This window comes from Variovorax sp. LG9.2, assembly GCF_035018885.1.
Lineage (GTDB): Bacteria > Pseudomonadota > Gammaproteobacteria > Burkholderiales > Burkholderiaceae_C > Variovorax.
Window position 1 is genome coordinate 1 of the sequence record NZ_JASJXB010000033.1, and the last position, 14830, is coordinate 14830.

Annotated in this window: 12 protein-coding genes and 1 pseudogene; 2 read left to right on the forward strand and 11 right to left on the reverse strand. The window is 60.9% G+C overall.

What is annotated here, in order from left to right; genetic code table 11:
- Positions 1–93, forward strand: a 93-nt coding sequence (locus QN413_RS22915; RefSeq protein WP_323498947.1) for an IS3 family transposase, incomplete at its 5' end; no start/stop codon positions are given.
- Positions 94–371: 278 nt separating this feature from the next.
- Here the strand turns inward: QN413_RS22915 and QN413_RS22920 are convergent.
- From QN413_RS22920 to QN413_RS22945, 7 genes are all read right to left on the reverse strand, one after another.
- Positions 372–1097 (reverse strand): cation:proton antiporter, encoded by a 726-nt coding sequence (locus QN413_RS22920; protein WP_416352230.1) that lies wholly within the window; start codon positions 1095–1097, stop codon positions 372–374.
- Positions 1094–1279, reverse strand: coding sequence for a cation:proton antiporter (locus tag QN413_RS27395; protein ID WP_416352231.1), 186 nt, complete (start codon positions 1277–1279; stop codon positions 1094–1096). Before QN413_RS27395 ends, QN413_RS22920 begins: the two co-directional genes overlap by 4 nt.
- On the reverse strand, positions 1276–1653 hold the full coding sequence (locus QN413_RS22925; RefSeq protein WP_323498901.1) for a hypothetical protein: 378 nt from the start codon (positions 1651–1653) through the stop codon (positions 1276–1278). The genes QN413_RS27395 and QN413_RS22925 overlap by 4 nt, the downstream gene beginning before the upstream one ends.
- Positions 1654–1712: 59 nt before the next feature.
- Positions 1713–2636, reverse strand: coding sequence for a carbamate kinase (gene arcC / locus QN413_RS22930; protein ID WP_323498902.1), 924 nt, complete (start codon positions 2634–2636; stop codon positions 1713–1715).
- Between the two features lie 13 nt (positions 2637–2649).
- The gene (gene argF, locus QN413_RS22935; protein WP_323498903.1) at positions 2650–3648 is read right to left on the reverse strand and encodes an ornithine carbamoyltransferase; all 999 of its coding nucleotides are present in this window, start codon (positions 3646–3648) and stop codon (positions 2650–2652) included.
- Positions 3649–3697: 49 nt separating this feature from the next.
- Positions 3698–4927, reverse strand: coding sequence for an arginine deiminase (locus tag QN413_RS22940; RefSeq protein WP_323498904.1), 1230 nt, complete (start codon positions 4925–4927; stop codon positions 3698–3700).
- A gap of 420 nt (positions 4928–5347) precedes the next feature.
- Positions 5348–5836: a hypothetical protein gene (locus tag QN413_RS22945; RefSeq protein ID WP_323498905.1), complete on the reverse strand. Its 489-nt coding sequence runs from the start codon at positions 5834–5836 to the stop codon at positions 5348–5350.
- A gap of 789 nt (positions 5837–6625) precedes the next feature.
- Between QN413_RS22945 and QN413_RS22950 the strand changes: the two are divergent.
- Positions 6626–6916, forward strand: a pseudogene (locus QN413_RS22950) (transposase); the annotation flags it as partial.
- A gap of 364 nt (positions 6917–7280) precedes the next feature.
- On the opposite strand, the gene QN413_RS22955 reads toward QN413_RS22950, so the two are convergent.
- The 4 genes from QN413_RS22955 to speC are packed head-to-tail and all read right to left on the reverse strand — an operon-like array spanning position 7281 to position 14827.
- Complete coding sequence (locus tag QN413_RS22955; RefSeq protein ID WP_323498906.1) at positions 7281–8549, reverse strand: DcaP family trimeric outer membrane transporter; 1269 nt, start codon at positions 8547–8549, stop codon at positions 7281–7283.
- A 53-nt stretch (positions 8550–8602) separates the two neighbouring features.
- The gene (locus tag QN413_RS22960) at positions 8603–10129 is read right to left on the reverse strand and encodes a basic amino acid/polyamine antiporter (protein WP_323498908.1); all 1527 of its coding nucleotides are present in this window, start codon (positions 10127–10129) and stop codon (positions 8603–8605) included.
- 4 nt (positions 10130–10133) lie between these two features.
- Positions 10134–12458: an Orn/Lys/Arg decarboxylase N-terminal domain-containing protein gene (locus tag QN413_RS22965; RefSeq protein ID WP_323498909.1), complete on the reverse strand. Its 2325-nt coding sequence runs from the start codon at positions 12456–12458 to the stop codon at positions 10134–10136.
- Positions 12455–14827: an ornithine decarboxylase gene (gene speC / locus QN413_RS22970; RefSeq protein WP_323498910.1), complete on the reverse strand. Its 2373-nt coding sequence runs from the start codon at positions 14825–14827 to the stop codon at positions 12455–12457. The genes QN413_RS22965 and speC overlap by 4 nt, the downstream gene beginning before the upstream one ends.
- Positions 14828–14830: the final 3 nt, after the last annotated feature.

Sequence of the window (14830 nt, forward strand, 5' to 3'; positions counted from 1 at the left end):
AATGAATACATCCACTACTACAACCACGAGCGCATCAAGCTGCGATTGAAAGGGCTTAGCCCGGTTCAATACCGGTTAAGAAACACCGCCTGATCGGCGGGATCACAATGTCCAACTTCTGGGGGTCAGTTCAATCCCGGGGCGATTCATTTCTTCCTCAACTACGAGCTCGTCTTCACGACGCGAAAGCGAAGCTTCTGCATGCGGATAGAGCAAAGCTTTCAGGCCGTTCTTTTCGAATCGCGGGAGGTCACTGCCGAGCGATGGGCCGGACGCTTCCTGGAGGGCATCGGCTGGACGGTGCGCAAGTGGATGTGAAGAGACTGACCCAGCGCATCACTACGCCCAGCTTGCGTGGGCGTCGGCTCTCCTCACACCCCGGGCGGAGCCGGATTTTCGGTGCCGTCCTTGGCCGAGAGCACCGCCTTGATCACCTTGTGCAGGGTAGTCGCCTGAACGAGGTTGCTAAAGATGACACCGCGTAGGCCGTCGGGATCACCACGTCGCGCCCCTCGAACGTCGGCAGCGAGAGCGCCAGTGCGATCGAGATGCCCCGCGCAATCCGCCCAGGTCATGATGGTGATTGCTGCGCGCCTGAACTCGCGCAGGCGCGGTTTGACCAGGAGAGGTACGCCGACGCTGACGAGCCTTGCCAAAAGGACCATCACGATGCCGGCCGCAGCGACGATCACCTGATCAACCGAAAAGGTGAGCTTCATCATCTTGAGCCCGATGAAGGCGAACAGCACCAGATTCATCAGCTCGTCGAGCACCTCCCAGAAGCCGAACAGGCGCTTCAGCGTTTCCTCTGACATCGCGTCCTTCCGCCCCCGGTTGCCGACGATCAGGCCCATCAGCACGACCGCGAGCAGCGCCGACACGTCGAGCTTCTCGGCCGCAGCATACCCGGCGTTGGCCAGCGCCAGCGTGATGAGAATCTCGACCGGATAGCTATCGACGCCGCGTAGCATGAAGTAGCCCAGATAGCCGGCCGCGATGCCGAACAGCACGCCACCGAACACCTCCGTGGCGAAGAGCAGCGCGGTCGAGCCGACGCTCACCTCGACGTCGCCGCCGGCCAGCGCGAGCAGGGTCAGGAAGACGGCGACTGCGGTGCCGTCGTTGAAGAGGCTCTCACCCGTGAAGCGCGTTTCAGGCTCTTCGGCACGCCGACCCGCTGGAGCACCGCGAGCACGGCGATGGGGTCGGTCGGCGAGATCAACACTCCAAACAGCAGGCAGTAGGGCCACGGAATCGCCAGGCCCATCGCGCGGGTCACTGCGAAGAAGCCGGCGCCGACCAATGCCGTCGATGCGACGACGCCGAACGTCGCCGAACGTCGCCAGCAACAGGATCATCAGCCATTTCTCTATGGCTACGTCGCGGTTGTCGATGTGCAGGGCTGCCGGCAAAGAGCAACAGGCCGAGCACACCGAGCAGCAGGACGGCCGGAAAATCGATTCGTGCGACGGCAACGCGCATCTCGGTCGCGACGGCAGCATCGAAACGCGCTAGGACGACCGCGCCGATCGAGACCACGACACCGATTGCGGTGATGCTGATCGCGTCCGGCAGCCGCACGAATCGATGGTTCTGGTAGCCAAAGACGGCGACCAGGCACACGACCATGCTGACGACCTGGAAGGTTCTCATGCGAGAAGACCATTCTCATGAGACTCCGCGGAGGGCGCGCGGTCTACGGTGCCCCGACCTCAGTCGTCGGAACCGTCGACACTCACCTGGGTCCCGGCCTTGCCAGCAAGCATGTCTTCGATCTTGTCAAGCGAGCCGATGACCGCCCGCCGGCCGGTGGCGAGGACGAAGGCAGAAGCGGCCCTTACCTTGGGGCCCATGGAGCCGGCGGCGAACGCGTGTCGCGCCAGCGCCTGCGGCGCGATCTTTCGGATCTCGCGCTGTTGGGGCGTGCTCCAGTCCAGGAACACCGCGGACACATCGGTGGCGATCACAAAGCAGTCGACGCCGAGCTGCCGCGCCAGCAGCGCGCTGCAGGCGTCCTTGTCGATGACGGCGTCGACGCCGTGCAGGCTGTGGCCGTCGCTCGAAAGCGCGACCGGGATACCACCGCCGCCGGCGGCGATAACCACGGCGCCGTGCTCGAGCAGCCAGCGAATAGGGTCGAGGCCGAGAACTCGTTGCGGCTGTGGTGAGGCCACAAGACGGCGCATGTCCTTTCCATCAGGCCCGACCGTCCAGTGCCGCTGCTCGGCCAAGCGATTCGCTTCCGTCTCGCTGTACATCGGACCGATCGGTTTGCTCGGCTTCGCGAAGGCAGGGTCCCGCGGATCGACCTCGACGCGGGTCAGCAAGGTGGCCACCGCGCGAGACGCCGGCAACCGGTTCGTCAACTCCTGCTCGAGCAGGTAGCCGATCATGCCGTCGGTCTGGGCGCCGAGCGTGTCGAGTGGATACACGTCGGTGGCGTCGTAAGCTGCCGACTGGAGTGCCAGCAGCCCGATCTGCGGACCGTTGCCGTGCGTGACCACAAGATCGTTCCCCGCCGCCACCCGTGTCAGCTGCGCCGCGGCGACGCGAATATTCGCCAACTGGTTGTTGGCGCTCAGCGCTTGGCCGCGGTGGAGCAACGCATTGCCTCCAAGGGCGACGAGGACCTTCATCGCTCTGAGCCGCTCATGCCAACGTGGCCACGAGAACTGCCTTGATCGTGTGCATCCTGTTCTCGGCCTGCGTGAAGACGACCGACGCGTCGGACTCGAACACCTCGTCGGTGACCTCCCCCTCCGCCAGGCCGTATTGCTGGTGTAGCTGGCGGCCGACCTCGGTATCGAGGTTGTGAAACGACGGCAGACAGTGCATGAACCGAGTGCGTGGCTTGCCAGTCGCATGCATCAAGGCGCTCGTCACCCGGTAGGGGAGCAGTTGGTCGATGCGCTGCTTCCAGACCTCGTCTGGTTCGCCCATCGACACCCACACGTCCGTGTAGAGAAAGTCGGCACCGGCCACCGCCTTGAGCGGATCGGTCTCGATGGTGATGCGAGCGCCGGTCCGCTTCGCGAGCTCGCGCATCTCTGACACCAAGGTGTCTGGCGGCTGCAGCGCGGACGGCGCAGCGATGCGCACATCCATGCCCATTTTCGTGCCGCCGATCAGCAGCGAGGAACCCATGTTGAAACGGGCATCGCCGAGGTAGCAGAACGACAATTCGTGCAGCGGTCTTTCGCCAAATTCTCCCATCGTCAAAAGGTCGGCGAGGATCTGGGTCGGATGCGACTCGTCGGTGAGACCGTTCCAGATCGGGACGTGCGAGAAACGCGCCAGCTCTTCCACCGCGGCCTGGTGAAAGCCGCGGTATTCGATGCCATCGAAGAGGCGACCCAGCACCCGCGCCGTGTCTTTGAGCGACTCGGTGCGCCCGATGTGCGAGCCGGCAGCGTCGAGGTAGGTCACGTGGCCGCCCTGGTCGTGCATTGCGACCTCGAAGGCACAGCGAGTTCGCGTCGAGGACTTCTCGAAGATCAGCGCAACGTTCTTGCCTTTCAGCCGGGGATGCTCGGTTCCGGCGGCCTTCGAACGCTTCAATTCGGACGCCAGGTCGAGCAGGTAGCGGATGTCGCGCGGGTCGAAATCCTGCAAGGTCAGAAAGCTGCGATTGCGCAGGTTGAAGCCCATGATGAGTCCTTGCGAAATGGGAGGTGGAACTGAAAGGTCGAAGCTGGCGTCAGATCGCGTCGCGTTGCACCGGGCAGGACATGCAGTGGCTTCCGCCGCGGCCGCGCCCGATCTCGCTGCTGGGCATGGTAATCACCTCGACGCCGGCCTTCCTCAACAAGGTGTTGCTGTAGCTGTTGCGGTCGTAGGCCATCACCAAGCCAGGCGCCAGCGCGAGAAGGTTGTTGCCGTCATCCCACTGCTCGCGTTCCGATTCGAAGGCGTCACCGCCAGTGGCGACCACACGCAACTTAGGCTGTCCGATGGCTTCGCCGACAACCTCGACAAACCGTTTCGGCTCGGTGCGGATGTCCAGGGCACCGTGGGCCTCACCTGGGCGCAGGCTGTGAACAACGATCTGGTCAACGACCTCTGCATAGACCGACACCAGGTCGACATTGCAGAATGTGAAAACCGTGTCCAGGTGCATGGCGCCGCGCGACTTCGGCATCTGCGCCGCCAGAACACGTGTCGCCGCACCGGCAGCGAACAGGCGTCGTGCCAGTTGGCTTACGGCCTGGGGCGAGGTTCGCTCACCCATGCCGATAAGCACGATGCCCGCGCCGAGGGCCATTACGTCTCCGCCCTCCAATGAAGCCAGCCCGTGGTGCTCATCCGGGTCTCCCCACCATTCATGTACCTTGCCGGCGAACATCGGGTGGAAGCGGTATACAGCGGTGGTGAGCAACGTCTCCTGCCGGCGGGCCGGCCAGAACATCGGACAGAGCACCACGCCATCACCAATCCAGCAGGTACTGTCCCGCGAGAAAAGCGTGTTCGGCAGCGGTGGCAGGAGTAGACCTGACGGGTCGGCGCAGCGAGCCATCAGGCCTTTGTCTTCGAAAGAAAGCTCTGCTTTCGTGACTCCGCCGATCAGGCGCTCCGCGAGCTTTGCCGCAGGCAAGTCCTCGAGCCAGGGGCGCAGTAGCGCTGCCGTTTCCGGGTCGACATAGTCGGGGGCCAGCTTGCGGTCAAGCAACCACGCACGTGCCGTGGGGTCGGTAATAGTGCTTGCAAGCAGGTCGTTCAACTCGAGAACTTCGACGTCCCGTTCCACCATGGCCGAAGTGAAAGCGTCATGGTCGTTGCGAGCCTGGGCGACCCACAGCACGTCGTCGAAGAGCAACTCGCGGCAATTGCCGGGCGTCAGGCGCTTCTGTGCCAAACCCGGCCGGCACACGAGCACTTTGCGCAGGCGGCCAATTTCCGAGTGCACGCCACTGGTGATCGTCATGGTCATCCGATTCGAGAGGTGGAAGAGTCGAAACGATAGAAGTCTGCCGCCGAACGGTCTGTGCGTTGAATAACACAGCTTTCAATGAGCGACTCTCGCCAAGCCAAGCCGAGGCAAGCAAGGAATTGGTTCGAGGTTCGCAGTCGACCGAGCGTCCCGACTGAGGAGTACGCGCGCGCGGGTGCGTTGCCCGACCGACGTCTTTTCCAAACGTGAGTGCAACCGGCGTTGGCGATCGCCGGTCGTCCGATGCAGCACTGCACGGAAGTCAAGGCTCGCTCTCATGACTTGCGGGCCGACCTGTTCCCGACACCAACCGGAGACAGGGTTGCTGCCGAGTGCCGTGTCCAAAAGGAAAGGGAGGTGCTATTCCTTTTAAGCTCCTGGACTGGCGGTATCACCTTTGACGATACCTTCTCAAGGCACTCATCGCCGAAGCGTGTGAACAAGCCCGAGTTGACTGCGCACGAACCAGACGATCAGTGGGGGCAGCAAGAGCCACTGCAACACCGGCGTCAAGCCGACCTTGGGGCCGGGGACCACGGGCATCAACGGTGAGTACGACCAGTGGGTGATCCAAAGCCCCTTGAGCACGAGCCGCTCGAGGACAACGGTGATAGAGAGCCCGACTGATACGAATCCAGTGATCACCGCCTTGTCTGGTTCTACGATCCAGCGCCGCGTGCCGGCGACGACGGTCACGCACTCGTAAGCCGCGAGCATGATGATCGCGTCGCCCAAGGTCGCGCAGGCGCAGGTCTTGACTGTCTCCCAGTGTGGCGCATCCGCCATTTTCTCGAACATCGGCACCTGCAGGAGTTCCCAAGGGAAATTCAACAAGACTGCGAAGACTAGGACGTTGAACTCGGGCAGCCACGTCGTCGTGTCGAGAAATTTCATTAAACGGCCGTTCATGCGTTGATTCTCGAGCACTGCGACGAATGGGGCCGTGCGGCTTGCGGCGCTACAGCGACCAGAGTCAGTATCGACTGACCTTCGACGATGTTCGGGTCGCCGTCGGTCCGATCGCCGAGCCTGAGCAAGTAGTCTCCGGCGGCTCGGTTCAACGCCGCATGGCAATGTCTTCACGTTCGTCAGTTCTGAACTTCGAACAGTGAAGCGGCGACGCGCACAGGTGTGTGCGTCGCCGCACAGACGTGAGGTCACCTCGCGACTGAAAACCGGGCTCGAGACCTTAGAGCTTCAACCGGAGCTGCGGCCTACCCACGGCTCGACTCGCTTTCATCGGACCTGCACATGGGCATCCCCTATCTCAAGCTCTTCCAACTGGTGCTCTCCAGCCCCATCTTCCCCCAGTCCCCCGAGGGCAACGAGGCTCGGCTGTTGCAGCGCCTGCTCGACGCCCTTGCGGGCTGCGACTACCGAACCGATGTGGTCCCGACATTGAGGTGCGCCAAGCTCACAGCAGAAAGCGAAATGGTGATCGGCTGCTTCCTGCTGGACATCGTCGGCCCAAGCGCGGCCGGGGTGGAGGCGCTCATCCACACGATCCGACACGAGCGCGGCCTCGACACGCCGATCTATGTCGTCAGCGAGCTGAAGGGCATCGAGACGCTGTCGCTCGAGCCGCTGGGCGACGTCAACGGCTATTTCAACCTAGCAGGATGCGGAAATACTCCTCTCCAAAACGCGTCAGTCTCATCGGCGATGACTTTCTTTAGAGAGGAGTATTTCCACATCCTGTTAGTGTCAAAACAGCATTCAAGCGGCGGCAGGTCGACGTTTCTGGGCATCAGCAAGCGCGGCGATTCCTATCTCCGCACACTGCTGATCCACGACGCGAGAGCAGTCATCTACGCCGCTCAACGCAAGACGCGGAAAACCGATGATTGGTTGAGCAGACTGCTAGCGCGGCGAAATCTGAATGTGGCAGCGGTTGCGCTGGCGAACAAGAACGCCAGAATTGTGTGGGCGCTGTTGGCGCGAAACCGCGAGTTCCGATCCAGCTACACGACCGAAGCCGCAGCCGCATAGCTGGCACATCGACGAAGTGGGACGACGAACAGAGAAGGAGATCAAATCAACCGATTGCTCAGGTGATCATGAAGTGATGGCAAGACAAGTAAGACCGTGGTTGGCAAAGCCCGATATATCCGGAGCACACAAAGTGCGTCATTGCCGATAGGGGCGCCAACCAGCAAATCCCATAAGGGACAGCGGCCGCGAGGTCGCAATCAAAAGTCCGAATATGCAGGGGCAATCTTTATCTTTGCGTCGTCATGATTGAGAACTTGGCAAACCGGGGCGTCCATGTACGGATATAAGACTGCAGCCTGCCTCCTGAATCGTCACACGCACGAGTTCTTGCAAGCCGGGAGGCGCACATATAAGCGCCTCCCTAAAAGCTGTAGCGAGCCATCAGATCGAGTCGCGAAAGCCCACCCACTTGGCCGACAAACGTTCTGCGTTGACCCCAAATCCACTCTGCGCCGACGTCAATATTCTTGATCGGCGAGTAGATGAGATTCAGGAAGACTTCCTTTAGCGTTTGGTTGTCTACCCCTTGTGCTGTCTGCCCCCGGTTGAAGCCCATCGCAACATTGGCCCGGAGCTGGTCGCTGAAGACGTGGGCGTAGCCGAGCACGACGCCCTGGTTGTGATCGAAAGTGATGGTCCCTGTGGCGCTGGCGACGGCATAGCCGTTGGAGCCGTAAAGCGCGTCGACGTCGCCATCGACACGGGTGTACTGCCCCATTAGCGAATCTTTGTCTCCCAACTTGTAGTTGCCGCCGATACCGAAACCATACCCACGCTTGACTTCTGACTCAGAACGCTTGGTGTGAGTCATGGCCCGCAAGTTGATTGCTCCCCAGTCGAATGTTTTGTCGAGCCGCGCAACTAGCTGGGGAACCTTGTTCCCTGTGCTGGGGCCACCTGCGAGGTCGGCGGGATCCTCGGCGGCCAGCGTGACACGTACAGCTGCCTTGGCATCGCCGAAGGCATAACGAACCATGGCACGTCGGGAGAAGGGTGCGCCGATCGGGCCGTTGAAGTCGACGGTTTCGGGAAGATCGTCGACGTCCATGAACGTCGACCAGGTCTGTCCGATCAACCAACCGTTGTATTCACCGTATGCATGGCGCAGGCGAGCGAAGTTGCGGTGATCGGCGCCGTAGGAATAGAAGTCGACCTCGACTTTGGTCTTGAGAGGTCCATTCACCTCGGGCGTTGAGGTTTCAAAACCAAGTCGGGATGTTTCAGCCGTGAACTGCGTCTTGCCCTTCTGGCCGCCCGAACCGTTCAATGGCTGATACGTGAGGTCTGTGAAGACGTCGGGCGAACTGGTCTGCCCGAAATCATGGATCGCATGCGTCTCGCCGTAACCATAGATGTGCAGCGAAGTGCTCGTTCCGGGAATGAGAATGCCGCCGGGAATGGCGCTTTCAGGCGCTGCGATCGCTGTCGTACCCTGCAGGGCCGGAAGCGGTCTGGGCAAAGCAACAGAAGCAGGCTGATCTATCGCCGCCGCTTTGCGGGCCTTGAGCGAATCAAGTTCCTCGCGAAGTTGCTTCAGTTCGACCCGCATTTCATCCATCGTCTGCGCATGCACGGGCATTGCATTGAAGAGGAGTGTGAAACAAAGCGCCACCATGAAAATTGGGTGCAAGGTCGTCGGCCCGTGACCTCGCAAGCCCGCCCAACAGGGCCTATACGCCGCGCTCACGGGCGATACACCTGAGCTAGGTGACCGCTGAAAAGCATCCAGATGGCCAGCACACCGAGGACCACCAGAAGCATGGCGACACCCAGTTCGATTTTCGAAAACATCGGTTCATTCGGGGAGTGCTCCTTGCGCGCCCAGATGAAGACGAGGTTGCCGAGCGCAAAAAATACGGCGCCTGCCAGCATGTACTGAAGCCCAGCTGCGTACACCAGCCAAACTCCGTACACTGTTCCGAGCACGCTGCAGACCAGTGCTGTCGTCTTGCCCATCTTGGCCTTCGCTGGATACTGGCCTGTGGCCATCAGCTTCCAAAGGAATCCGGTCGCACCGAGGTAGGCAGGCAGAATCATCACCCCCGTGATCGATAACATCACGTTCCAGGCGTTGTTCGAAAAGTAAACCAGGATCATCATTGCCTGCATGACCGCAGTGGACACCCACAGCGAAACGGATGCCGAGCCATTTTTGTTGGTCGTGGCGAACACTTTCGGATAGGTACCATCCTTTGCCCCTGCCCAAGGCAGTTCGGCCACCAGCATGGTCCAGACAAGCCAGCAGGCAAGGACGGAAACGAGGACGCCGGCGTTGACGAAGTACTCTCCCCATTTGCCGACGATCGATCCCAGGATCGCTGCCATCGACGGCGGTGCAATGACCGAGAGCTGTGCTTGGCTCATCACACCGAAAGGCAGAACCGAGATGAGCACGTACAGCAGTACTGTGACGAGGAAACCCAACAGCGTGGCGCGGCTAACGGTCTTGGCATCCGACTTTTCAGACATGACCACAGCGCCCTCGATGCCGATAAAAACCCACAGCGTCACCAGCATCGTGCTCTTGATTTGCTCGAGCAGGTTACCAAGCGGTTTTGCACCCGCGACATTGTCGCTCACGTGCCCCCAAAAGTCGGCCGTGAAGAGCCCGGCCTTCATCGAGATTGCGATGACCCCGATGAAGACGGCGATAGGCACGAACTTGGCAATGGTGCCGATCACGTTGAGTGCCGAAGCGCTCTTGACGCCGCGGAGCACCAACCAGTTCATGCCCCAGAACACCAACGAACCGAGGAGCACCGCAAGCCAGGTATTGCCGCCTTTGAAGTAGGGTGGGAAGAAGTAATTGAGCGTGTCCATCAGCAGCACGGCGAAGCCGACATTGCCGAAGGCCGAAGACAGCCAGTAACCCCACGCGACCTGGAATCCGGCGTACTTTCCGAAGCCTTGCCTGGAGTACATGTAAATACCAGCAGTGATGTCGGGCTTGATGTCGGCGAGCACCTGAAACGTCCTCGCCAGAAAGAAGACGCCCAGCCCAGAAATCACCCACGCGATGATGACGGCTCCCAGACCGGCATGTTGAGCCATGTTCTGGGGCAGATTGAATGCGCCACCCCCAACCATGGCGCCGATGACCAGCAACGTCATGGCGACGATGCCGAGCTTCTTGGAGTCTTTTTGAGTTGCCGAGCTGGCGGCGGCCCCTGGTTTCGAGACACCAACTGGATCTGCAATGGTTGTTGTCATGATTTCATTCCTCGGTGATGCAAAGGATCTGGTAGCGACCATCGACGACTTCGACGCCGTGTATGTCGTGCGCGAAGCCCGGCGTCTCGGCATCGAAACTCTCTAGAGCCTTCAAGTAACCGAGCAATGGTCCGCTCGCCTCTCCGGCGTTTTCGCCCGGCATCATTAAGGGAATGCCTGGCGGGTACGGCACAACGCCGGTCGCAACAGTGCGGCCTGCCAGCTGTTCGAGCGGCAAGGGCTCAACACGTCCGTTGACGAGTTTTTCGTAGGCTGCAACCGGCGATAGTACCGGGACGGGGAGAACGCCAAACGCCGCTGACATGAACTCGTTGGTTCGGTGTTTTCTCATCGCCGAGAACATCGATGTAGCCAAGTCACCCAGACCGATAGAACCGTACGCAGCCGAATGGGCTGCGACCAACGCGGGAACGCAACGCTCAAGTGGTGTGTTTGCCATCACGTCGCGCCGGAATCCGAGCAATGCGTTGACGAGTGTTCCCCACTTGCCACGCGTGATGCCCATCGAGAACAGAAAGAGGCAGGTGAAATCAGTAGTCTTCTCGACGACGATCCCCTGGGCATCGAGGTAGGCCGCCAGCAGCGGTGCTGGAATGCCCATGGGCTCCAGCTTTCCATCGCGCCCCATGCCCGGCGTGACGACCGACACCTTGATGGGGTCGAGCATGCAGTAGTTGTCATCGAGATCGGCAAAGCCGTGCCAATCCTCGCCCGGACGCAAGACCCACGCCTTCGGGTCACGCGCCAGGTGATGCGGATCGGCCAGGTAAAATTTCGTCTTGCGATGCCCTTTGCCTCCGTCGACAGTGTCGGGCTGCCAGGCGCTGAAGAACCACTCACCCTTCGCCTCGAACTTGGCTCTCAGGCGCGCCAGGGTCTGACGAAATGCAATCGCCTCGCCGATGGATTCCCCTGTGAGTGCCTCCCCCGAGGGGCCATCCATCATCGCGGCGGCGATGTCGTTCGACGCGATGATCGCGTATTGTGGGGAAGTCGACGCGTGCATCATGAACGCCTCGTTGAAGCGCGCGTGTGCGATCGGCCGGCGTCCATCGCGAATGTGGATGTACGAGGCCTGCGAGAGCGCGGCAAGCAATTTGTGCGTCGACTGGGTTGCAAAGAGTGTTGGGCCGTCTGCCCGGGTTGCCGACGGGTCGCCACGCATCGCGAAACGCCCTGCATAGAGCGGATTGAAGCGGGCGTATCCGTACCAGGCTTCATCGAAGTGCAGTCGATCGACCGACTGACCGATCAGAGACTCGACGCGTTCGACGTCGTAGCAAAGACCGTCGTACGTCGAATTGGTGATCACTGCATGCACGGCGGCGGGGTCGATGTCCTGCGTGACAAGTGGGTTGGCCACAATGCTCTTGGCGACCGCTGATGGATCGAGCCGTTGCGGCGGTATTGGGCCAATCAGCCCAAGGTAGTTTCGCGAGGGCATCATGTAGGTTGGGATCGCCCCTGACAGCGTCATCGCGTGTTCGACCGACTTGTGGCAATTCCGGTCGCACAGCGCAATCTGGTCACGCGTCACGCTAGCCATCAGGATGACTCGGTTCGAAGTGGACGAGCCGTTGGTCACGAAGTAGGTGCGGTTGGCGCCGAATACCCGTGCCGCGTTGTGTTCGGCTTCACCGATCGGGCCTGAATGGTCAAGCAACGACCCCACCTCACCTACCGAAATCGAGAGATCGGAGCGAAACAGTTCCTCACCGAAGAATTCGACGAATGCGCGTCCGGCCGGATGCTTCATGAAGGCGGTGCCCCCCGCGTGCCCGGGCGTGTGCCAGGAGTACTCGTACCGGTGCGCGAAGTTGGCGAGTGCCTTGAACATCGGTGGTAGCAAGGTTGCCCGGTAGCGATCGATCGCGGCCATGACGCGGCCACCGATGAAGTCGGGCGTGTCCTCGTAAAGCCATACGTAGTCGTTCACCTCGGACAGAACGTCGGCCGACATCTCGCCGACGGCGCCGCTTGCGGCAAGCAGGAAGATCGGCATTCGCGCGGCGTGTCCACGCACCTCTGAGATGATGTCCCGGGCGCCGTGGTGGCCTTTCGGACCGGCCAGGTCCCAATCGATCAGTACCGCCTGCAGCAACGAGTGCATGGCGATCTGGGCGCGGGCCTCGTTCGCTGATGCTGCGTCGAGTACATCGATGTCACGATCTCGCAGGGCGGAGATCAGCGTCGCAGTCGCGCGCCCGCTGGCACTGGCCGCATCCAAACCGTTGTGCACGACAAGGACACGACGTCGGTAAAGGATGCCCGGAATAGCTTGGGGGACGGTCGCGCTGACTGAAGTCATTTGGTCTCCTGGACGACGTAAGTGTGGAAAACGACCCGGCCATCAACGTCGTCTGCGTAGACGCCCTGCACTTCGAACTCGAAACCGGGGAAAAGGTTGAACGCCTCTTCGAACACAAGAAAGTAGTCGAGCATCGGTTGCGATCTCTCGTCATAGCGTTCACCAGGAACGACGATGCCGATCCCGGGCGGATAGATCAGCGCCAGCGTTGCTGAGATGCGTCCTTTGCATTGGGAGAGCGGGAGATAGTCGACCCGATTGCCAACGAAGGCTTCGGTAGCCTCCTGCACCGACATGGCCTGTTCCGGAAAATGCGCCCCGCGAAAACACAGCCGCTGCAACGAGGCGATGTTGTGCTTGCGGTAGAAGTCATGCATCTCGTCGCAGAGGCGCCGCAGCGTATAGCCCGCATAACACAACGGATAACGCGCGAGCGTCGTCGGCAGCACATCCTGCAACAAGGCATCGCCGTCATACAGTTGCTTGAACGCCACCAACCGCGAGATCAACGAAGCGCACTTGCCTGCTTCGACGGCGGGCGTCAGCAAGAAAAGAATGCTGTTGAGATCGCACTTCTCGGGAACGATGTTGTTCTCTCGCAGATACGCCGCAAGCAGCGTCGCAGGGATCCCGGTCTCGGCATACTCGCCTGTCTGGCGGTCGAAACCCGGCGTGATGAGCGTGAGCTTGTTCGGGTCCGTCATCGCCCAGCCGGGCGAGGCGTGCGGGAAGCCGTGCCAGCGTGCCTGCGGCGTCAGTTCCCAACAAGCCGACTCACGTGCGAGGACATCGGTCGGGACGTCTTCCCACTTGACGCGATCCAGTGGAGCCGTGTACTTCGAGTCCTCGATCGTCAGCACGTCGGGCACGAACGGATCAAAGAACCATGCGCTGCCCGCTTCCTTGGCGGTCGAGACGAATTGCGCATGGAGTGCGCGTATCTTTTTGCGCGTCTCGATGCCAACGCGGATCGCATCGTCCCAAAGCGCTAGTCCGTTTCGCCCCTTGTGCATCTGAGCGTCGACGTCGAGGCTGGCAAACAAAGGGTAAAAGGGCGAAGTCGAGCAGTGCAGCATGAACATTTCGTTGAAGCGCCGGTGCTCGGTGCGTCGCGATTGCCCCTTTATGTGGCCGTCGAGCACGTGGACTTGCGAAGCCTGCGAGAAACCGGCGAGCTGCTTGTGTGTCGACTGCGTGGCGACAATTCCAGGGCTCGCCGGCCCCAGGTTGTCGAGTCCCATCGCGAAGTGACCTTCGAAGAGCGGATGGAACTTCATGAATCCAGCCCAGGCTTCGTCAAAGTGCACGTAGTCGCACAGATGGCCAATGCGCTCGATTAGGCGGCCAGCGTTATAGATTGTGCCGTCGTAGCTGCACTGCTCGACGATGGCCAGTCTGAATGGGCGCTCGCGTTTCCAGGCCTCCTTGTCCGTGACGAGCGGGTGGTTGCGGATTTGCTCGCGCAGCTTTTTTTCGTCCAGCGCCTCGAAATCAATCGGGCCGATCAGTCCTTGCGGGTTGCGATCCGTCTCGACGTAGATCGGGATCGCGCCCGCCAGTTGGAGTGCGCCCTGATGGTTCGACTTGTGGTTGTTGCGATCGAATAGCACGAGGTCACCACGCTTGAGAAGCGCCGCCGTCACGACCTTGTTCGAGGTCGAAGTGCCATTCAAGATGAAATACGTGCGGTCGGCGCCGAAGACTTTGGCGGCTTCCTTCTGTGCGGCCAGTGCTGGGCCAACGTGTGTCAGCAGGTCTCCGAGTTCCGGTACTGAATTGTCGATGTCGTTGCGAAATACGGCTTCGCCGAGATGCTCTACGAAGAGGCGCCCTGCCGGGCTGCGGCGATAGAATGCTCCCCCCTGGTGACCAGGGCACGTCCACATCTGATTGCCTTCGTAGGCATAGTCCATGAGAGCGCCGAAGAACGGGGGGCGCAAGTTGGTGGCGTATCGCTCGAGCGCAAAGAGCGCCTCCTTGGCTGAAAAGGCCGGCGTCTCATGGTCGAGGTAGATGTATCCCGTGACCTCACCCATTGGACCGAGTGATAGCGTCTCCACACCTTTCAATTCGCTGACGAGGTAGATCGGCGTGTCCAGACCGCGCTCGTGCCGGATGGTATGGATGAGGGCCTGAACTTCGACCTCGTTCGGCCCATCGATGGCGAGCAAGAAGCAGCCGATCGCCATGTCGCTTTCGGCGGCGACTTTGGCGCCGGTCAAGGTCGGCACGACGTCGGTGCGGTAGTCGTCTGATGCGAGTGTGTCGAGCAGCCGTTGCATCAGTCGCGCCTCGTTGCTGTCTGGTGCCTCCGAAAAAACCGGGCTGTAGAGCAGCAGGTGGAAGAGAGCGGAATAGGGAACAGACAAGGG